Raw genomic sequence first — 18,330 nt, forward strand, 5'->3', positions numbered from 1 at the left:
GGGCGCACGCCTGAGCGCAGCGTCACCGTACCAGACCCGTGGGGCTGGTGTGACCAATGAAGCGGAAGTTGTCTCGCGTGACGTCAGCGCGCGCGAGCGAGTTCGCCCATCAGAGCGGGGTCGGTCACCAGGGGAATGCTCAGGCAGAGGCTGACGACGATGAACGACACGACCGCCCCGACGATCGGTATCCACCACGACCGCCGGCCCCGCCGAATCGCACGCCAGGACGCGAGGGCGGTGAGCACCCAGCCGACAGCGAATGTCACGGCTCCCGTGATGCCCCACGCGCGCGCCGACGCGGTGACCTCGAAGGTGGCATCGATCTGGGCGAGCTGCATCCAGGTCTTCACGAACCCGCCGTAGTCGATGAGCTGACCCATCGTGGAGACGACGACGAACAGCCCGTAGGCGAGGAGTGCGATCGTGACGAACCGGTCACCCCGGCGTACCGCGGCCTGCTCGGAGACCTCGGCGACTCCCCCGGCGGCCGGATGCGGTGCTTCCACGCGGCCCGCTCCGACAGGCTCTGCCGGCCGGGGCACCGACGACGCGCCGTCGCCTCCACGGAAGCGCGCCTGCTGCTCGGGCGTTGCGTACTCCCCATACCTCGGCGCGGGCGGGGGCGTGGGGTCCTGGTCGCTCACGCGCGACCCCGGCCACCCAACGCGCGCTCGTCTCGACGTCCGGCCGCATCCTGACGCAGTTCCTTCGGCAGGGAGAACATGAGGTCCTCCTCGGCGGTGCGCACTTCTTCGACATCGCGGTAGCCGGCACCGGAGAGCTCCGCGAGAACCTCGCGGACGAGGACCTCCGGAACCGATGCGCCGGAGGTCACCCCGACGGTCTCGACACCGTCGAGCCACGCCTGATCGATCTCATGCGCGTAATCCACCCGATAGGCCGCTTTGGCACCGTACTCGAGCGCCACCTCGACGAGCCGCACGCTGTTGGACGAGTTCGCAGATCCCACCACGATCACGAGGTCGGCGTCGCGAGCGACCTTCTTGATCGCGACCTGACGGTTCTGCGTCGCGTAGCAGATGTCGTCGGACGGGGGGTCCTGGAGTTCGGGGAAGCGCATCCGCAGCCGCCGCACCGTCTCCATCGTCTCGTCGACCGAGAGAGTCGTCTGCGACAGCCAGACCACCTTGCTCGGGTCGCGCACTTCCACGCGGTCGGCCTCTTCGGGGGAGTTGACGACCGTGACGTGCTCCGGCGCCTCTCCCGCTGTCCCCTCGACCTCTTCGTGCCCCTCATGACCGATCAGGAGGATCTCGTAGTCGCTGCGCGCGAACCGCACCGCCTCGCGATGCACCTTGGTCACGAGCGGACAGGTGGCGTCGATCGCCTGGAGCCCTCGTTCTTCGGCCGCGCCGACGACGGCCGGGGATACGCCGTGGGCGCTGAAGACGACGTGCGCACCGGAGGGAACCTCGTCGACCTCCTCGACGAAGATCGCTCCCTTGGCCTCCAGCTCGGTGACCACGTGGATGTTGTGGACGATCTGCTTGCGTACGTACACCGGCGCGCCATACCGCTCGAGAGCCTTCTCTACGGCCACGACCGCACGGTCGACCCCCGCGCAGTAGCCCCGCGGCGCGGCCAGCAGCACCCGCTTGTGTCCGGCGACCGGGTTATCCTGGAGCCGCCCACGGGCCCCGGGAATGCGGGGCAAGGGCAGGGGGACGGCGGAAGTGCTCACCCCTTGATTCTACGAGTCGCCGGTCGGCAAAGGCCTGAACGTCCCCGATCCGGGCGGCGCCGCGTGCCAAGCCGCCCGGCGAAGGAGGACGAGTGACCGCGTTCGAGACGGCAACGGGCGACGCCGCTCCCCCGGATGCCGTGCACCCCCGGGACTCGAGCCCGCAGGCACCCACCTCCGTCTCCCGCCTGAACGAGACCATCCGCGACTTCGTGCAGCGATGGAACTCGGTATGGGTCGAGGGTGAGATCACCTCTTGGAACGTTCGCGGCGGGCACGTCTTCGGCCGCCTCAAGGATTCCTCCCTCGACGCGGTGATCTCCTTCCGCCTCTGGGCGTCGACCCTGCAGCGTCTCCCCGAACGCCCCGGCGTCGGCGACCGGGTGGTGGCCTGCGTCAAGCCGGACTACTTCGTCAAGACCGGCGATTTCACCTTCACGGTGTCGGCGATGCGCCACACAGGCCTCGGCGACCAGTTGGAGCGGCTGGAGAGACTCCGCGCGCAGCTGCGGTCGGAGGGACTGTTCGACCCCTCGCGAAAGCGCCCGCTGCCCTTCCTCCCCCACGTCATCGGCCTGATCTCGGGCGAGCGCAGTGACGCCGAGAAAGACGTCCACCGAAACGCCGAGCTGCGCTGGCCGCATGTCCGGTTCCGCACGATCCACGCGGCGGTGCAGGGCGACCGCTGCGTGCCGGAGACGATGGCCGCGCTCGCGACGCTCGACGCCGATCCCGAGGTGGACGTCATCGTCATCGCTCGCGGAGGCGGCGACCCGCAGACCCTTCTCGGCTTCTCCGACGAGCGACTCCTGCGCGCGGTCGCGGCGGCCCAGACACCCGTCGTCTCCGCGATCGGACACGAGAACGACCACCCGCTCCTCGATGACGTCGCCGATCTCCGCGCATCGACTCCCACCGATGCGGCAAAGCGGGTCGTCCCCGACGTCGCCGAGCAGCGCGCGCTCGTCAGACAGCTGCGCAGTCGGGCGGGATCCCGTCTCGCGCAGCGCGTCGCGCACGACATCGGCCAGCTCCAACAGCTGCGCTCCCGCCCCGTGCTGCGCGATCCCGAGACGATGCTGACCGGTCGGGCCCAAGAAGTGTGGACGTGGGCGTCGCGCGGACGAGAACAGGTGCGCACGCGCCTGGACGACGCCCGCGCGACGACGGCCGAGCTCCGCGCCGCACTCCGAGCCCTCTCGCCCGGGGCGACCCTGGCCCGGGGATACGCGATCGCCCATGTCGGTGACGGTGTGATCGTCCGCGACGCGGCGCAAGCGCCGACGGGGACCGAGGTGGTCGTCACGGTGGCCCGTGGGTCCTTCGCCGCGCGCTCAGCGGGTGAGCTGACGCAAGACCCCGGAAGCCACGACGACGGCCCTACCGGATCGAAAGCGACGTCGTCGCGGGAACATAGGATGGACGCATGAGCAGCGACGGCACCGCCGACATCGCCGACCTGTCTTTCGAACAGGCGCGCGATGAGCTCGTCCGCGTCGTCGCCGAGCTCGAACAGGGCGCCCCCACGCTCGAGGAGTCCCTCACCTTGTGGACGCGCGGCGAGGCGCTCGCGGCCCGTTGCGAGGAGTGGCTTCTCGGGGCGAAGCGCCGACTCGACGCGGCGCGAGCCGCCGACACGGAGTCCTGATGGCATCCGGCCCGCGCGTCGTCGCGGAGCTCGGGCGCCCCGAGACTCCGGAGGAGACGGCCGCCCGCAAAGCAGAGTCCTCGCGCGTCTACCGCTCCAGCCAGACGCTCCGCAATCTCGTGGCCGCGCTCGTGGTCACCGTCGCCGTCGTCGCGGTCGTCTACTTCGGCGTGCCGCGGGGCACTCCACCGGAGCCGAAGCCCGCCGACGTCGCCGCCGCTGCGGCGCGGGTGTCCGCGTCCCTGGACCGGATCGTGCTCGTGCCGGACGTGCCGGCGGGGTGGCGCGCCAACTCGGCGCAGATGGATGCCGGCGCCTGGGTCACGGTGTATGCACCGGGCGATGGCTTCGTCCGGATCGCGCAGGGCTTCGACGCCGACGAGCAATGGGCCGCGAGCCTCTTGGGCGGATTCGCCCCCACCGGCACGACCACCGTCGATGGGATCGAGTGGGACGTCTACGACCTGCCCGGCACGGCACGACTCAGCTACGCCCTGGCAACCGAGGCCGGAGCCGACACGGTGGTCGTGTACGGGTCGATGTCGGCCGAGACCGCCCAGACCGCCGCCGAAGGATTGACCGACCAGATCCGCCGACTCCGGGAGGAAACGCCATGACCGCACCCCGCCCCGCCCCCGCGACCGTCTGGGAAGAAATGCGCCGCGGCAACGCACGTTTTGTGGCCGGTGAGCCGCGACACCCTCGCCAGGACGTCGAACGCCGCCACGAGCTGGAGGCCGCACAGAAGCCGCGCGCGGTGCTGTTCGGCTGCTCGGACTCCCGCCTGGCGGCCGAGATCATCTTCGACAAGGGCCTCGGCGATCTCTTCGTCGTCCGCAATGCCGGCCAGGTCGTCTCAGATTCCGCCATCGCGAGCATCGAGTACGCCGTCGCGGTGCTCGATGTGTCGCTCATCATCGTGCTGGCGCACGACCAGTGTGGCGCCGTGCGCGCCGCGATCGACTCGACAGCTCTGGATGCTCCCGAGCTTCCGCCCCACATCTGGCGGTTGATCGCCAAGATCGTTCCCGCCGTGCGACGGGTCCTGCGCTCCACCGAGGGCGCGACCCCCGACACGATCGACGCGGAACTGGTCGGACGGGAGCACCTGCGCAACACCGTCGACGAACTGATGGCGTCGTCCCGTCTCATCAGCGACGCCGTGGCCGACGGCCGACTGGCCATCGTCGGTGCGAACTACCGCCTGGGCGAGGGAACCGCCATCGCTCAGGTGAGCGTCGGCATCGACGACTGACTCTCCCCGACTCCACGGGCCGCTGCGACGGCCCTCCGAACACCTACCCGCACGAGGAAACGAGGACGTGACCGCCATGACCGACACCGAGTACCGCATCGAGCACGACACCATGGGCGAGGTGCGCGTCCCGAAGGATGCGCTCTACGCCGCCCAGACCCAGCGGGCGGTGGAGAACTTCCCGATCTCGGGGAGCGGCCTGGAGTCCACGCAGATCGCGGCCCTCGCACGGATCAAGAAGGCTGCCGCTCTCGCCAACAAGGAGCTCGGCACCCTCGATGCGGCGATCGCCGACGCGATCGCATGGGCGGCCGACGAGGTCGCCACCGGACGCTACGACGACCAGTTCCCCGTCGACACGTACCAGACCGGTTCCGGCACCTCGTCGAACATGAACATGAACGAAGTGTTGGCGACCCTCGCCACACAGCACCTCGGGGCGCCCGTCCATCCGAACGACCACGTCAACGCTTCCCAGTCGTCCAATGACGTCTTCCCCACCTCGGTGCACATCGCCGTCACCCAAGCCCTCGTCGACGACCTGATCCCTGCCCTCGACCACCTCGCGGTGGCGCTGGAGGGCAAAGCGGAGCTCTGGAAGGACGCCGTGAAGTCGGGGCGCACCCACCTCATGGATGCGACGCCGGTGACCCTCGGCCAGGAGTTCGGCGGATACGCCCGCCAAGTACGGCTGGGTATCGAGCGCGTGCAGGCCGTCCTCCCCCGCGTGGGCGAAGTGCCGCTGGGAGGCACCGCCGTGGGTACGGGGATCAACACCCCGCTCGGCTTTCCGCAGAGGGTCATCGCATTGCTCCAGGAGGAGACCGAGCTGCCGATCGTCGAGGCGAAGGACCACTTCGAAGCTCAGGCGAACCGAGACGGTCTCGTGGAGGCATCGGGCGCGCTCCGCACGATCGCCGTCTCGCTGACCAAGATCAACAACGACATCCGCTGGATGGGTTCCGGACCCAACACCGGCCTCGCCGAACTGCACATCCCGGATCTGCAGCCGGGCTCGTCGATCATGCCGGGCAAGGTGAATCCCGTCGTTCCGGAAGCGACCCTCATGGTGTGCGCGCGCGTCATCGGCAACGACGCCACAGTCGCGTGGGCGGGAGCATCCGGGGCGTTCGAGCTGAATGTCGCGATCCCGGTGATGGGGACGGCCCTGCTGGAGTCCATCCGCCTCCTCTCCAACGCCATGCGCGTGCTCGCGGACAAGACCATCGATGGCCTGCAGGCCAACCTCGATCGTGCCGCCGCCTACGCCGGGATGTCCCCGTCGATCGTGACGCCGCTCAACAAGCTCATCGGGTACGAGGCGGCGGCGAAGATCGCGAAGCATTCGGTGGCCAAGGGCATCACGGTGCGGGAAGCGGTGATCGACCTCGGGTACATCGAGCGGGGCGAGCTGACCGAGTCGCAGCTCGACGAGAAACTCGATCTCCTGTCGATGACCCACCCGGGTTGATAATCGGAGAGTGAACCGCACGAACTCCGTGCATTCCCGCCGAACGCGCACCCTGGGGCTCCTGGTCGCCGTCGTCGCGGCGGGCTTTGCACTCGCAGGCCTGGGCGACGCCGTCGTCCACGTCCTCACGGACCAACCGTTGCCCTGGGCATCGATCCCGGTATACATCGTGATCGCCGTGGCGACGATGGTCGTGACGGCCGTCGTCGGGTGGGCCGTGATTCCTGCGGTCCCGCTGGGCGGCTTCCCCGCCGATGGGGACGAGACCGCTTACGAGGCCCAGCGCCGGCTCTTGGACGACGTGCGGCACGAGCTCAAGACCCCCATCACGATCGTGCGCGGTCACCTCGAGGTGATGAACCCGCAAGACCCGGCCGACGTCGCGGCCATCCGTGAACTCGGGATGGCGGAACTCGACCGGATGACGCGGCTGATCGGCGACATCGACCTGCTCGCGGCCGTGGAGACGGACAAGTTCACGATGACCGACGTCGACCTCGCTCTCCTGACGCAGCGCGTCGGAGAGCTCGTCACCGTCATCCCCGACCATGTCTGGCGGGTCGAGCACAGCGCCGCCGCGGTCATCCGCGGCGACGGCGATCGGCTGCTGCAGGCGTGGCTCCAACTCGCCGACAACGCCGCCAAGTACACCCCTCCCGGAAGCTCGATCGAGGTGGGCAGCGCCGTCCACCCCGGCGGCGTCCAGTTGTGGGTGCGCGATCACGGTCCCGGCATCCCGCCGGCCATGCGCCACCGGATCTTCCGCCGCTTCGATCGCGGCGCCGGGAAGCGCGCGGTGGGAGGATCGGGGCTGGGCCTGGCGATCGTCGACGCGATCGCCAAAGCCCATCGAGGGCACTGTTCCATCGCTGAGACCCCCGGCGGCGGTGCGACGTTCACGCTCGAGATCCCCGTGGGGACCCGAGCACACGTCCCTTCACCGGTGCGTGCCGGTGATGTCCTGCTGCAACGGGAGGCCTCCGCATGACTCGTATCCTGGTCGTCGATGACGAACCGCACATCGTCTCCCTCGTGACACGGGGCCTCGCCTCCGAGGGATACGAGACCGCTGTGGCCGAAGACGGGGCGGAAGCCCTGGAGCTGGCGATGGAGCCCGACCTCGACCTGATCATCCTGGATGTCGGCCTGCCGACGATGGACGGGTTCGAGGTCCTCCGGCACCTGCGCGCTCGAGGCAACACCGTCCCGGTGATCATGCTGACAGCGCGTAGCGGAACGAGCGACACGATCGAGGGGCTCGATGCCGGAGCGAGCGACTACGTCTCCAAGCCGTTCGCCGTCGCCGAGCTCCTCGCCCGGGTGCGCTCCCGTCTGCGGGAGTCGCCCGCGACCCCCGTCGTGCTCACGCGCGGCGACGTGAGTCTCGATGTCCTCGCCCGTCGCGTCACCGTGGGCGACCGGGAAGTCGACCTGTCCGCCCGCGAGTTCACGCTGGCGGAGCAGTTCCTCCGCCACCCCGGCGAGGTGCTCACTCGGGAGGTGCTCCTCAGCCGCGTCTGGGGGCTCGACTTCGATCCGGGCTCCAATGTCGTCGATGTGTACGTGCGCTACTTGCGCTCCAAGCTCGGCCCCGATCACATCGTGACGGTCCGTGGCGAAGGCTACCGGTGGGACTGACCTCGTGACCCTTCCCTCCCGTGACACCCGTGTCACCTATCCCGACGGCGACGTGGTCAGTGAGGCGACCGTCCTGCACGTGACCGACAGCGGCGACGGACGCACGGTCGTCCTCCTCGACCGCACGGCATTTCACCCCGTGGACACGGCCTGGCCCGACCAGCCCTCCGACCGAGGCAGCATGAGCGACGGCATCCAGCGGTGGCCCGTGCCGGAGGCGGTGACGGGAGGAATCCACGAAGGTGAGCTCTTCCTCGGTGCCGACCTCCCTGTTCGCACGGGAACGGAGGGATGGGTCTTCGTCGTCGGGCACGTCGTCGAGGGGTCGGGACCGCGCGTCGGCACGCCGGTGCGGATCGAGGCGGACCGGGCGCTGCGAACGGATCTGTCGCTCGGGCACACGGCCTGTCATCTTGCCTCGCTCGCGCTCGATCTCGCTCTGCGCGACTCGTGGACGAAGGAGCCTCCGCGTGACGGGCTCGGGAGCCCCGCCTTCGATGCCCTGGCGATCCAGCGTTCTCGCATCGAGCCTCGGGGATCGGTGGACACGTATCGGATCGGCAAGTCGCTCCGCCGCAAGGGCTTCGACCCGGCGGGACTCGACGACCTCGACGCCGTGGCCGCTCGCGTCGACGAGGCTCTGGCACGCTGGCTCTCTCAGGCGTCGGCCGTCCGCGTCGAGCGCGAGGCCGAGGAGCTCTCGGCCCGCCGCGCATGGACCTGCCGCCTGGATGACACCGACATCCGCATCCCGTGCGGCGGCACACACGCGGACTCCCTCACCCGGTTCTCCTCGGTGCACGTCGACCTGGAGCGGCGTGACGTCGAGGGCGGTCTGGAACTCGTCATGCATACGCGCGCGGTCGCCCGTCACGACCGCGCGCGTATGGCCGGCTCCGTCAGCTGAGCTCGCCCTGCTCCAGCAGGTCGGTCACGAGCGCCGCGATCGCCGAGCGTTCCGATCGCATGAGCGTCACGTGTCCGAACAGGCCGTGGCCTTTGAGGGTCTCGATCACGGAGGCGACGCCGTCGTGGCGCCCGACGCGGAGGTTGTCGCGTTGGCCCACGTCGTGGGTGAGGACGACGCGCGAGTTCTGCCCCATCCGACTCAGGACGGTCAGGAGGACGTTGCGTTCCAGTGACTGGGCTTCATCGACGATGACGAACGCGTCGTGCAGGGAACGGCCGCGGATGTGCGTGAGCGGCAGCACCTCGAGCAGTCCGCGCGCGACGACCTCCTCCAGCACGTTTCCCGAGACCACCGAGCCGAGGGTGTCGAAGACGGCCTGCCCCCACGGGTTCATCTTCTCCGCCTGGTCGCCCGGGAGATAGCCGAGCTCCTGCCCGCCCACCGCGAACAGGGGGCGGAAGACGATGATGCGCTTCTGCTGCTGTCGCTCCAGCACGGCCTCCAGACCCGCGCACAAGGCGAGGGCGGACTTTCCGGTGCCGGCCCGGCCACCGAGGGAGACGATGCCCACCTCGGGGTCGAGGAGCAGATCGATGGCGATCCGCTGCTCCGCCGAACGTCCGTGGAGGCCGAACACGTCGCGATCTCCACGGACGAGACGGAACTCGCCGTCACCGATCACCCGCCCCAGAGCGGATCCGCGCTCGGAGTGGATGACGAGGCCGGTGTTGACGGGGAGACCTCGGACGTCATCGCTGAGGGCGAGCTCGGTCTCGTACAGGTCGCTCATGTCGTCGCCGGACACATCGATGGTCGCGATTCCCGTCCATCCCGAGTCGACGGCCTGCTCGGCCAGGTACTCCTCGGCGTAGAGCCCCAGCGAGGCGGCCTTCACACGCATCGGCATGTCCTTGGAGACGACGGTGACCGCGTGCCCCTCCTGCGCCAAGTGCATCGCGACCGAGAGGATCCGGGTGTCGTTGTCGGCCAAGCGCATGCCCACCGGGAGGATCGAGGGATCGGTGTTGGTGAGCTCGACACGCAGCGTGCCTCCGTCGCCGACCGGCACCGGGAAGTCCAGCCGGCCGTGCTCGACTCGGAGTTCATCGAGGTGGCGGAGGGCTTGCCGGGCGAAGTACCCGATCTCGGGGTCGTGGCGTTTGCCCTCGAGTTCGCCGATGACGACGATCGGGACGACCACCGAGTGCTCGGCGAATCGGAAGAAGGCTCGTGGGTCACTCAGCAAGACGGAGGTGTCCAGCACGTAGGTGCGGAGATCCTGTGCTGCAGCGGCGGAGCCGCTCGTGCTGGTGGAGCGCTGCTTCTCTGGTGCTCGTGTGGTCACAACCCACTCCCGCCCCGGGTGAGTCTCACCCGGCAGTCACGAGTCGACCAGGGGCCACGAGTCAGTGGATGGCCGACTCGAACGGGCGCCTTGCCCGATGAGATGAACGTACGTCTCCCCGTCGTCGGGTGGCCGACGCGACACGCGGGCCCAGATGTCCTTCTCGTTAACTATCGAGAGCGACGACCGCGGGAGGAACGGGAACGTTCCGACGCGCCGCGACCTCGGCGAGCGCATCGCCGAGCAACTGCAGCGTGTCGGCTCCGGTGCCGGCGTGGGCCCCCAGGCGCACCACGCCGCCGCGCGCCGTGGCCGTCACGCCGTGGTTGGCGAGAGCCGCTGCGAGGGGCCCGGCATCGGCGGGCTCGGGTTCGAGCGCGACGATCCCCGAATGCGCCTCGCGTGGCGTCAGGACGGGGATCTGGTACCGGTCGGCCAGAGCCATGACGTGCCGCGCGCGATCGGCCACCTCGGCTGCCACCGCCGCGACACCGGCGTCGACGACCTCGGAGACGGCCACGGCGAGCCGTCCCGCGGCGAGGGAATCGGTTCCTGTCACGGTGAACGCGTCTGCCCCCGCGCGGGCGCCGCCGAACTCGCCGGGACCGAGCTCCCCCTCGAGTCCCGCGAAACCGGCCAGCACCGGCTCGATCCGTTCACGCGCGGTCGGGGAGAACCGGACGAAGCCCGTGCCGTATCCGGCGCGCAACCACTTGTATCCGTTGCCGCAGAGCACGTCGGCGGCCGCGTAGTCGGCATCGACCACACCCACGGCCTGAACGGCGTCGACGATGAGGAGGCGATCGCCGATGACCTCCCGCACGGTGCTCAGGTCCAGCGTGTAGCCGGTGCGGTAGTCGACGAGGCTGACGAGCACCGCGTCGATGTCGGCGGTGAGTGCATCGCGCAGCGCCTCGGGCCGGAGCATCCCGTCCGCCGGCGCGAACTCGCGCACGTGAAGACGACCCCGTGCCTCGTGTGCCCGGCGGGCTGTGACCGGCAACGCCGGGTACTCGGCGGAGGAGACGAGGACAGTGCCGGTGAGCCCGAACAGCGCGTGCATGAGCCCATAGGTGGTCGAGGGCTGAAGCGAGATCTCGTCGGCGGGTACCCCCAGCAGATCGCCGAGGGCGCGGCGGGCCTCGTCTCGATGAGCCGCGACGAGCGCGATCCCGGAGGCGCGTCCCGATGCGAGCAGTTGCGCGTCGGCGCGGCTCTCCTCGAGCACCGTCGGCGACAACGGACCGAAGGCCGGCCAGTTCAGATATCCCGGTTCCTCATCGAAGCTGTCGAGAAAAGACTCCAGCGCGCTCACCCTTCCAGTCTGTCACGGGGCGCGGCACCGGCGACGACGGGTTCAGCCCCCGTAACGACGGTCGCGGGAGGCGTAATCCCGGATCGCGCGCAGGAAGTCCACTTCGCGCAGGTCGGGGCCCAAGGCCTCGACGAAGTAGAACTCGGAGTGTGCGGACTGCCAGAGGAGGAAGTCGCTGAGCCGCTGCTCGCCGGAGGTCCGGATGACGAGATCGGGGTCGGCCTGACCTCCCGTGTACAGGTGCTCGCCGATCTGCTCGGGAGTGAGGTGAGCCGCCAGCTCCTCCAGCGATCCCCCCCGCTCCTGGTGCTTGGCGACGATCCGTCGGACGGCGTCGACGATCTCGCTGCGCCCCCCGTAGCCGACCGCCAGGTTCACGTGCAGTCCTCGGTTCCCGGCGGTGCGCTCCTCGGCCGTCCGGAGGGCCCGCGCGAGATCGGTGGGGAGGAGGTCGGCGCGGCCCACGTGTTGCACACGCCACTCGGGCTCGAGGGAGATGGCATCGGCCAGCTCGGCGATGATCTCGATCAGGTCGGCGAGCTCGCCGGAGTCGCGCTTGGTGAGGTTGTCGGTCGACAAGAGATAGAGCGACACGACCCGGATGCCCAGTTCGTCACACCAGCGCAGGAACTCCCGCATCTTCGCGGCTCCCGCGCGGTGTCCCTCGGCGACGGTCGGATACCCGGCTTGGCGAGCCCATCGACGGTTGCCGTCGATCATCATCGCCACGTGGTGCGGCACCGTCTGGGGTGCGAGGCGCCGACGCAGGCGCGAGATGTACAGCCGGTAGAGCGGACCGCGCCCCTCCCCCGAACCGTTCGCCGTCACGAGGTATACCGTACCCCTCACGACTCGGAATCCGCCGTCTCGACGAGCTCTTCGCACCGCGGCGCGTATGTGAGGGTGGGCATACGGCGCGGCGTAGGCTCGGGTCGTGACCACCCCATCCGAGGGCGCTGAGATGCCTCAGCTCCCACTCCTCGATGCCGCTGCGGCTGGTGCCCAGATCGAGTTGAAGCCGTCGTGGCGCGGCTGGATCCATGCGGCGACCTTCCCCGTCGCCATCGCCGCCGGAGTCGTGCTGATCGTCCTTGCCCATGGAGCGGCCGCCAAGTGGGCCAGCGCGGTGTTCATGGCCACGTCGCTCCTCCTGTTCGGAAACTCCGCGCTCTATCACCGCTTCCACTGGGGTCCGCGGACCAAAGCGGTCCTCAAGCGCATCGACCACGCGAACATCCTGCTTCTGATCGCCGGAACCTATACACCGATCGCGGTGCTGGCCCTCCCCCGGGACAAGGGCCTGCTGCTTCTCACACTCGTCTGGACGGGGGCCCTCCTGGGCATCCTCTTCCGCGTGTTCTGGATCAATGCGCCCCGCTGGCTGTACGTCGCGCTCTACCTGCTGCTGGGCTGGGCGGCCGTCATGTACATGCTCGACCTGCTCCAGGCGAGCGTGCCGATGATGATCCTGGTCATCGTCGGCGGTCTCCTCTACACGGGCGGCGCGATCGTCTATGCACTCAAGCGCCCGAACCCGTGGCCGGGCCACTTCGGCTTCCACGAGATCTTCCACGTCTGCACCGTCCTGGCCTTCCTGTGCCACTGGACGGCGTGTCTCCTGATCGCGCTGTCGCCCCTCAGTCCTTCACTGGGCTCGGCGGGATGAGGCTCGGCCCATCGCCGTCGCCGTCAACGTCGCGCGCTTCCGCTGCCTCCGCGTCGAGCTGTTCGGCGATCTCGGAACGATAGCGGGCGCGACGGATGCGTCGCTGCATGTCAACCAGCAGGAGCACCACGGCGATCGCGATCACGGCGATCCCGATGAAGCCCGCGACACCGGGGGTGACCCGGTCGGGGTCGATGAGCGTCGGAGACGGCGAAGGAGTCGGGGTCGCCGTCGCGAGCCACATGAGCGCGTACATCTGTCCTCGTTCTGCGCGCGAAGCGCATAGCCTGGAAGTCCAGCCTAGAAGATCCCTCCGCGCGTCCCGACCGCTCCGTCGGGCTGCGACCACGACCGACGGAAGACGATGACCACCGAATCCACGCAGGCGATGCTCGACGACCGGTATGGGCGCTCCTCCGCCCGAAGCCGCCGGCTGCGATGGATCGTTCTGGGTGTCCTCGCGGCGGCGCTCGTGGGATACCTCGGCTGGACGACGATCTCCCGCACGATGAACCAGGTGGACTACGACACCACCGGCTTCCGAAAGGTCGACGATCACCAGATCACGATCGACTTCCAGGTCACGTCGCAACCCGACACCGCTGTCGCCTGCGCCATTGAGGCCCAGGACACCGAGCACGGGGTCGTCGGATGGAAGGTCGTGGAGTATCCGGCCGATCCGGCGCACACACGCCGATTCAGCGAGACGGTGCCGACGACCGCACTCGCGACGACGGGTTTGGTCACCTCCTGCTGGATCCCGTAGGCTGAGTCGACACTCATGCGCCCCGGCTCGGCTGCCGGGGCGTTCGGTTTAGGTCCGATCCCATCGGCCTCTTCCCCCTAGGAGACGACGTGTCCAGCGACAGCACTGTGACCTTCCTCACGCAGGATGCCTACGACCGGCTCGCCGCAGAGCTCGAGCACCTCTCGACGGTGGGCCGCGAGGAGATCGCGAAGCGCATCGAGGCGGCCCGCGAGGAGGGCGATCTCAAGGAGAACGGCGGATATCACGCCGCGAAGGACGAGCAGGGCAAGCAGGAGGCCCGCATCCGCACCCTTCAGCAGCTGCTCAAGGAAGCCCAGGTGGGCGAAGCACCCGAGTCCGACGGCACCGTGCAGCCGGGAACCGTCGTCACCGCCGTGGTTGCGGGAGGGGAAGAGGTGTTCCTGCTCGGCAACCGCGAGATCGCGGCGGGTTCCGAGCTCGACGTGTACAGCGAGGCATCCCCGCTGGGGTCTGCCATCCTGGGCCTTGCCGAAGGAGCGAAGACCTCCTACACAGCACCGAACGGGCGCGAGATCTCCGTGGAGATCGTCAAGGTCGAGACCTACGCGGGACAGTAACCCCTCAGTCGGACACGACCCGCGGCTGGAACCCCGCCTCTTCGAGGACGGAGATCACGTGGGCGCGGTGGTCCTCGCCGCGCGTCTCCACGCTCAGCTGAAGGATGACTTCGCTGATCTGGAGCCCTTGTCCGTGACGGGTGTGCAGCACCTCGATGACGTTGGCGCCGGCCACCGACAACAGCTCGGACACGCGGGCCAGCTGACCCGGGCGGTCCGGGAGCGGGATCTGCAGTGTCATGTACCGCCCGGAGGCGGCGAGGCCATGGGCCACGACGCGCTGCAACAGGAGCGGGTCGATGTTCCCCCCGGAGAGGATCACGACGGTCGGGCCGCTGGCCACGACCTTCCCGGAGAGGATGGCCGCCACCCCGACCGCCCCGGCTGGCTCCACGACCTGCTTGGCGCGCTCGAGGAGCACGAGCAGTGCCCGCGCGATGTCGTCGTCGGTCACGGTGACGACCTCGTCGACGAGGTCCCGGATCACCTCGAACGGCGCCGCGCCCGGTCGGGCTACCGCGATGCCGTCGGCGATCGTCGGGGTGGTCTCGATGGTGACCGGCTCCCCCGCCGCCAGGGAGACCGGGTACGGCGCCGAGTTGGCCGCCTGGACGCCGATGATCCGCACGACACGTCCGTCGGCGGCCGCGCGGGCCTTGATGGACGCCGCCACGCCGGCGATGAGCCCGCCGCCCCCGATGCCGAGGATGACCGTCTCGACGTCGGGCACCTCGTCGTAGATCTCCAGACCGACGGTTCCCTGACCGATGATGACGTCGCGATGGTCGAACGGGTGGATGAGGACGGCGCCGGTGCGCTCGGCGAACTCGGCCGCCAGCCGCAGGGGCGTCTCCACGGTCTCGCCTTCCAACACGACCTCGGCACCGTATCCGCGGGTCGCGAGGAGCTTGGGCACCGGGACGCCGAGAGGCATGAAGATGGTGGCCGGGATGCCGAGCTTCTGCGCGGCGCGCGCGACGCCCTGTGCGTGGTTGCCGGCGGATGCGGCGACCACGCCGCGCGCGCGCTCGTCATCGGTCAATCGCGACATCCGATAGGCCGCACCACGGATCTTGAACGATCCGGTGCGCTGCAGGTTCTCGAGTTTGAGGGAGACCGGGACACCGAGGACCTCGCTGAGGAACTCGGAGTCCTCCAGCGGCGTGCGCGCGGCGACGTCGCGGAGGAACACCGCCGCATCGTGGAACTCGGCGAGCGACGGGTGGGTCGCGGTACGGGGGTCGGTCACAGGGCACTCCTCTTCGCGCGGGGCACGGTACTCCAGATCAGGTCGTCGGGTCCCAGCCGCGCCCCGGTCTCCCATTGACGGCGCGACAGGTACAGCGCGACGACGTTGACGAATGCGGCCAGCGGCACGGCGAACAGCGCACCGGGGATGCCGGCGATCATGGCGCCGCCTGCCACCACCAGGACCACCGCCAGCGGGTGGACCTTGACCGCTGCGCCCATCATGAGGGGCTGCAGGACGTGGCCTTCCAACTGCTGCACGCCGAGCACGACGATGAGCATCCACAGCGCGATCCAGGGTCCGTTGTAGACGAGCGCGAGGAAGACCGCGAGGCTTCCGGTGACCACCGCCCCGACGAACGGGATGAACGAGCCGAGGAACACCAGAACACCGATCGGGATCGCCAGCGGAACACCGAGGAAGAAGGCCCCGAGTCCGATGCCGATCGCATCGATCGTGGCGACGAACATCTGGGTGCGGGCATACGTGACGACGGTCTTCCATCCGGCGTGGCCCGCGCCGTCGACCGCCGGCCTCGCCGCGGACGGGAAGAGGCGCACCACCCAGCGCCAGATACCGCCGCCATCGGCGAGCGTGCAGAGGAGGATGAACAGGGTGAGCAGGGCGCCGGTGGCCACGTGCCCGACCGTGGATCCGATCGCGAGGGCGCCCGACCAGAGCGTCTCGGCCTGCTGCTGGAGGAACGTGCCGGCCTGGGCGAGGAGATCGTCGATCTGCTGGGCCGTCAGGTGCAGCGGACCATCGATCAGGTACTGACGGAGCTGCTCCACCGATGCCTCTGTGCTCGCGCGCACGCGCGGCCACTCCCGCGTGATCTGCCAGATCGCGAGGTAGACCAGCCCGGAGACGATCGCGATCGTGCCGAGCACGCTGATCACGAGCGACAGCCATCGCGGAACGCGATGGCGCAGCATCCACGTGAAGGCCGGCCAGACCAGGGCCGTGATGAGCAGGGCAACCAGCAACGGGATGACGAGGAGCTTCAACTGGATGACGAGCCACACGAAGATCGCGAACGCAGCGGCGATGACGACGAAGCGCCACGAGTAGGCTGTCGCGATGCGCAGCCCCCGCGGGATCGACTCTCCGATCTCCGTGGAGACGGTGCGATTGCGCAGCGCATCCCGGAACGTGCCGCGGGGCTTCGGATCCGACGACTTCGGGGCTGAGCCGGTCATCCCGCCAGTCTACGACCGGGCGTATGCGCCACCGGGAACGCGCACGCTCCTAGAAGCGGCCGCCCATCTCGTGCAGCCGAGAGATGCGGTCGGGCAGCGGTGGGTGCGTCGCGAACAAGCGTGACATCGCGCCCGGTCGCAGGGGGTCGCTGAACCAGAGGTGCGCCATCGACGTGCTCTCCTTCGCAAGAGGGCGTCCCTGATCGGCGAGCTTGGCCAGCGCCGAGGCCAGACCGTCGGGGTCACGGGTCGTGAGCGCGCTCGTCGCGTCGGCGAGATACTCCCGCTGCCGCGAGATCGCCGCCTGCACGAGTCCGGCCAGCAGAGGTGCGACGACAGCGGCGACAACGCCGAAGATGAGGAAGACGATCTGCGCCTGGTTGTTGCCGCGGCCCCGACCTCCGAAGAAGGCGACCCGCATCATGACGTCGGCGAGGATCCCGACGGCCACCACGAGCCCGAAGACGATCAGCGAGACGCGGATGTCGTAGTTGCGGATGTGACCGAGCTCGTGACCGAGCACCCCCTCCAGCTCGCGATCGGTCATGAGCTCGAACAGGCCGGTGGTCACCGTGATGGAGGCTTCTTCCGGGGTCCGTCCGGTCGCGAACGCATTGGGGGCGGGATCGTCCACGACGTACAGACGGGGCATCGGCGTGCCCGTCGTGATGCACAGGTTCTCGACGAGTCGGTAGTAACGGGGAGCCTCCTCGCGAGTCACCGGTTGGGCACCGGCGAGAGCGAGAGCCTCCTTGTCGGCGACGAAGTACTGCACGGTCGCGTACCCGGCCGAGAAGATCAGCACGAAGGCGGTGATCCACCAGTTGTTGCCGGCCAACCAGCCCGCCACCAGACCGATCGCTCCGAGGACGAGCACGAACCCGATGAGGATGAACCAGGTGTTGCGCTTGTTGCGCGCGATCGCGGAGTACACGTCATCACCTGCGGTTTCCCGCGGCGCTCACCGCCGACCTCAGAATTGGATGCGCGGAGGCTCGGCGATGGCGGCACCATCGACGACCTCGAAGAACTCGCGCTCACTGAACCCGAGGTTGCGCGCGAAGAGGTTGTTCGGGAACACCTTGATCTTCGTGTTGAGTTCTCGCACTCCGCCGTTGTAGAACCGCCGCGAGGCCTGGATCTTGTCCTCGGTGTCGACCACGGCCTGCTGCAGCTGCAAGAAGTTCTGGCTCGCCTGCAGTTGGGGATACGCCTCGGCGACGGCGAACAGCGACTTGAGCGCCTGCTGCATGTGGCCCTCGGCGACGCCGGCGTCGGCGGGGGTGGAGGCCGTCAACGTCTCGGCACGTGCGCGCGTCACGTTCTCGAAGACCGCCTTCTCATGCGCCGCGTACCCCTTGACCGCCTCGATCAGATTCGGCAGCAGATCGGCACGACGCTTCAGCTGGACGGTGATGTCGCTCCATGCCTCGTCGACGCGAACGTTCAACGCCACGAGCGAGTTGTAGGTCGCCCAGAGGTAGATTCCGACGATGACGACGAGTCCCACGACGATGAGGACGGGGATCAGCCACTCCATAGCACTCCCAACGGTTATGTGCTCATCCTATCCAGGCGTCGA

21 protein-coding genes are annotated in these 18,330 nt (G+C 68.9%); 11 read left to right on the forward strand and 10 right to left on the reverse strand.

The features are described from left to right. Nucleotides 1-83: 83 nt before the first annotated feature. Both AVP41_RS04375 and AVP41_RS04380 read right to left on the reverse strand, forming a co-directional pair. Nucleotides 84-647, reverse strand: a complete 564-nt coding sequence (locus AVP41_RS04375; protein ID WP_067161245.1) for a DUF6264 family protein — start codon at nt 645-647, stop codon at nt 84-86. Next, nucleotides 644-1,678: a 4-hydroxy-3-methylbut-2-enyl diphosphate reductase gene (locus AVP41_RS04380; RefSeq protein WP_067162781.1), complete on the reverse strand. Its 1,035-nt coding sequence runs from the start codon at nt 1,676-1,678 to the stop codon at nt 644-646. The genes AVP41_RS04375 and AVP41_RS04380 overlap by 4 nt, the downstream gene beginning before the upstream one ends. 119 nt (nt 1,679-1,797) lie before the next feature. Here AVP41_RS04380 and xseA point away from each other — a divergent pair, with 119 nt between their 5' ends. The 8 genes from xseA to AVP41_RS04420 all read left to right on the forward strand — a co-directional run bounded on the left by xseA (nt 1,798) and on the right by AVP41_RS04420 (nt 8,624). Next, on the forward strand, nt 1,798-3,135 hold the full coding sequence (gene xseA, locus AVP41_RS04385; protein ID WP_067161246.1) for an exodeoxyribonuclease VII large subunit: 1,338 nt from the start codon (nt 1,798-1,800) through the stop codon (nt 3,133-3,135). After that, on the forward strand, nt 3,132-3,353 hold the full coding sequence (locus AVP41_RS04390; protein ID WP_067161249.1) for an exodeoxyribonuclease VII small subunit: 222 nt from the start codon (nt 3,132-3,134) through the stop codon (nt 3,351-3,353). The genes xseA and AVP41_RS04390 overlap by 4 nt, the downstream gene beginning before the upstream one ends. Then, the gene (locus tag AVP41_RS04395; RefSeq protein WP_067161253.1) at nt 3,353-3,970 is read left to right on the forward strand and encodes a DUF4245 family protein; all 618 of its coding nucleotides are present in this window, start codon (nt 3,353-3,355) and stop codon (nt 3,968-3,970) included. The genes AVP41_RS04390 and AVP41_RS04395 overlap by 1 nt, the downstream gene beginning before the upstream one ends. After that, complete coding sequence (locus AVP41_RS04400) at nt 3,967-4,608, forward strand: carbonic anhydrase (protein WP_067161256.1); 642 nt, start codon at nt 3,967-3,969, stop codon at nt 4,606-4,608. The genes AVP41_RS04395 and AVP41_RS04400 overlap by 4 nt, the downstream gene beginning before the upstream one ends. 76 nt (nt 4,609-4,684) lie before the next feature. Beyond that, nucleotides 4,685-6,079 (forward strand): class II fumarate hydratase, encoded by a 1,395-nt coding sequence (locus tag AVP41_RS04405; RefSeq protein ID WP_067162783.1) that lies wholly within the window; start codon nt 4,685-4,687, stop codon nt 6,077-6,079. A gap of 10 nt (nt 6,080-6,089) precedes the next feature. Continuing rightward, nucleotides 6,090-7,067 (forward strand): sensor histidine kinase, encoded by a 978-nt coding sequence (locus AVP41_RS04410; protein WP_067161257.1) that lies wholly within the window; start codon nt 6,090-6,092, stop codon nt 7,065-7,067. After that, complete coding sequence (locus AVP41_RS04415) at nt 7,064-7,717, forward strand: response regulator transcription factor (RefSeq protein ID WP_067161258.1); 654 nt, start codon at nt 7,064-7,066, stop codon at nt 7,715-7,717. The genes AVP41_RS04410 and AVP41_RS04415 overlap by 4 nt, the downstream gene beginning before the upstream one ends. A 4-nt stretch (nt 7,718-7,721) precedes the next feature. Further along, nucleotides 7,722-8,624 carry a metal-dependent hydrolase gene (locus AVP41_RS04420; protein WP_067161259.1) on the forward strand — a complete coding sequence of 301 codons (903 nt, stop codon included), beginning with the start codon at nt 7,722-7,724 and terminating at the stop codon, nt 8,622-8,624. Here AVP41_RS04420 and AVP41_RS04425 read toward each other — a convergent pair. The 3 genes from AVP41_RS04425 to AVP41_RS04435 form a co-directional block, all read right to left on the reverse strand. Beyond that, nucleotides 8,617-9,972 carry a PhoH family protein gene (locus AVP41_RS04425; protein WP_067161261.1) on the reverse strand — a complete coding sequence of 452 codons (1,356 nt, stop codon included), beginning with the start codon at nt 9,970-9,972 and terminating at the stop codon, nt 8,617-8,619. The two genes, AVP41_RS04420 and AVP41_RS04425, sit on opposite strands and share 8 nt — an antisense overlap. Before the next feature lie 166 nt (nt 9,973-10,138). Continuing rightward, nucleotides 10,139-11,287 (reverse strand): aminotransferase class V-fold PLP-dependent enzyme, encoded by a 1,149-nt coding sequence (locus AVP41_RS04430; RefSeq protein ID WP_067161264.1) that lies wholly within the window; start codon nt 11,285-11,287, stop codon nt 10,139-10,141. Between the two features lie 42 nt (nt 11,288-11,329). Next, nucleotides 11,330-12,115 (reverse strand): isoprenyl transferase, encoded by a 786-nt coding sequence (locus AVP41_RS04435; RefSeq protein ID WP_067161267.1) that lies wholly within the window; start codon nt 12,113-12,115, stop codon nt 11,330-11,332. Nucleotides 12,116-12,248: 133 nt separating this feature from the next. Between AVP41_RS04435 and trhA the strand changes: the two genes are divergently transcribed. Then, nucleotides 12,249-12,953, forward strand: a complete 705-nt coding sequence (trhA, locus tag AVP41_RS04440; protein ID WP_067161273.1) for a PAQR family membrane homeostasis protein TrhA — start codon at nt 12,249-12,251, stop codon at nt 12,951-12,953. Here the strand turns inward: trhA and AVP41_RS04445 are convergent. Then, the gene (locus tag AVP41_RS04445) at nt 12,925-13,209 is read right to left on the reverse strand and encodes a hypothetical protein (protein WP_067161276.1); all 285 of its coding nucleotides are present in this window, start codon (nt 13,207-13,209) and stop codon (nt 12,925-12,927) included. The genes trhA and AVP41_RS04445 overlap by 29 nt on opposite strands. A gap of 108 nt (nt 13,210-13,317) precedes the next feature. Between AVP41_RS04445 and AVP41_RS04450 the strand changes: the two genes are divergently transcribed. Both AVP41_RS04450 and greA read left to right on the forward strand, forming a co-directional pair. After that, nucleotides 13,318-13,719, forward strand: coding sequence for a DUF4307 domain-containing protein (locus AVP41_RS04450; protein WP_067161282.1), 402 nt, complete (start codon nt 13,318-13,320; stop codon nt 13,717-13,719). An 89-nt stretch (nt 13,720-13,808) separates the two neighbouring features. Further along, nucleotides 13,809-14,300 (forward strand): transcription elongation factor GreA, encoded by a 492-nt coding sequence (gene greA, locus AVP41_RS04455; protein WP_067161284.1) that lies wholly within the window; start codon nt 13,809-13,811, stop codon nt 14,298-14,300. A 4-nt stretch (nt 14,301-14,304) separates the two neighbouring features. Here the strand turns inward: greA and ilvA are convergent, their stop codons facing one another. Genes ilvA through AVP41_RS04475 form a run of 4 tightly spaced genes read right to left on the reverse strand, consistent with a single transcriptional unit; the run spans nt 14,305 to nt 18,288 of the window. Further along, nucleotides 14,305-15,549 (reverse strand): threonine ammonia-lyase, encoded by a 1,245-nt coding sequence (gene ilvA / locus AVP41_RS04460; RefSeq protein ID WP_067161293.1) that lies wholly within the window; start codon nt 15,547-15,549, stop codon nt 14,305-14,307. Beyond that, nucleotides 15,546-16,748 carry an AI-2E family transporter gene (locus tag AVP41_RS04465; RefSeq protein ID WP_067161294.1) on the reverse strand — a complete coding sequence of 401 codons (1,203 nt, stop codon included), beginning with the start codon at nt 16,746-16,748 and terminating at the stop codon, nt 15,546-15,548. The genes ilvA and AVP41_RS04465 overlap by 4 nt, the downstream gene beginning before the upstream one ends. Nucleotides 16,749-16,797: 49 nt before the next feature. Further along, a complete protein-coding gene (locus AVP41_RS04470; protein ID WP_067161295.1) occupies nt 16,798-17,682 on the reverse strand; it encodes a M48 family metalloprotease in 885 nt (294 codons plus the stop codon). Nucleotides 17,683-17,721: 39 nt separating this feature from the next. Continuing rightward, complete coding sequence (locus tag AVP41_RS04475; RefSeq protein ID WP_067161298.1) at nt 17,722-18,288, reverse strand: LemA family protein; 567 nt, start codon at nt 18,286-18,288, stop codon at nt 17,722-17,724. Between the last annotated feature and the right edge of the window lie 42 nt (nt 18,289-18,330).

The sequence above is a fragment of the Microbacterium sp. TNHR37B genome (assembly GCF_001620065.1).
GTDB lineage: Bacteria > Actinomycetota > Actinomycetes > Actinomycetales > Microbacteriaceae > Microbacterium.

Excerpts from the sequence above, each read along its gene's own strand:
- trhA (WP_067161273.1), top strand. The coding sequence starts at position 12,249 with ATGCCTCAGCTCCCACTCCTCGATGCCGCTGCGGCTGGTGCCCAGATC.
- AVP41_RS04465 (WP_067161294.1), bottom strand. The coding sequence starts at position 16,748 with ATGACCGGCTCAGCCCCGAAGTCGTCGGATCCGAAGCCCCGCGGCACG.
- AVP41_RS04395 (WP_067161253.1), top strand. The coding sequence starts at position 3,353 with ATGGCATCCGGCCCGCGCGTCGTCGCGGAGCTCGGGCGCCCCGAGACT.
- AVP41_RS04405 (WP_067162783.1), top strand. The coding sequence starts at position 4,685 with ATGACCGACACCGAGTACCGCATCGAGCACGACACCATGGGCGAGGTG.
- AVP41_RS04475 (WP_067161298.1), bottom strand. The coding sequence starts at position 18,288 with ATGGAGTGGCTGATCCCCGTCCTCATCGTCGTGGGACTCGTCGTCATC.
- AVP41_RS04390 (WP_067161249.1), top strand. The coding sequence starts at position 3,132 with ATGAGCAGCGACGGCACCGCCGACATCGCCGACCTGTCTTTCGAACAG.
- AVP41_RS04400 (WP_067161256.1), top strand. The coding sequence starts at position 3,967 with ATGACCGCACCCCGCCCCGCCCCCGCGACCGTCTGGGAAGAAATGCGC.
- AVP41_RS04450 (WP_067161282.1), top strand. The coding sequence starts at position 13,318 with ATGACCACCGAATCCACGCAGGCGATGCTCGACGACCGGTATGGGCGC.
- AVP41_RS04415 (WP_067161258.1), top strand. The coding sequence starts at position 7,064 with ATGACTCGTATCCTGGTCGTCGATGACGAACCGCACATCGTCTCCCTC.
- AVP41_RS04445 (WP_067161276.1), bottom strand. The coding sequence starts at position 13,209 with ATGTACGCGCTCATGTGGCTCGCGACGGCGACCCCGACTCCTTCGCCG.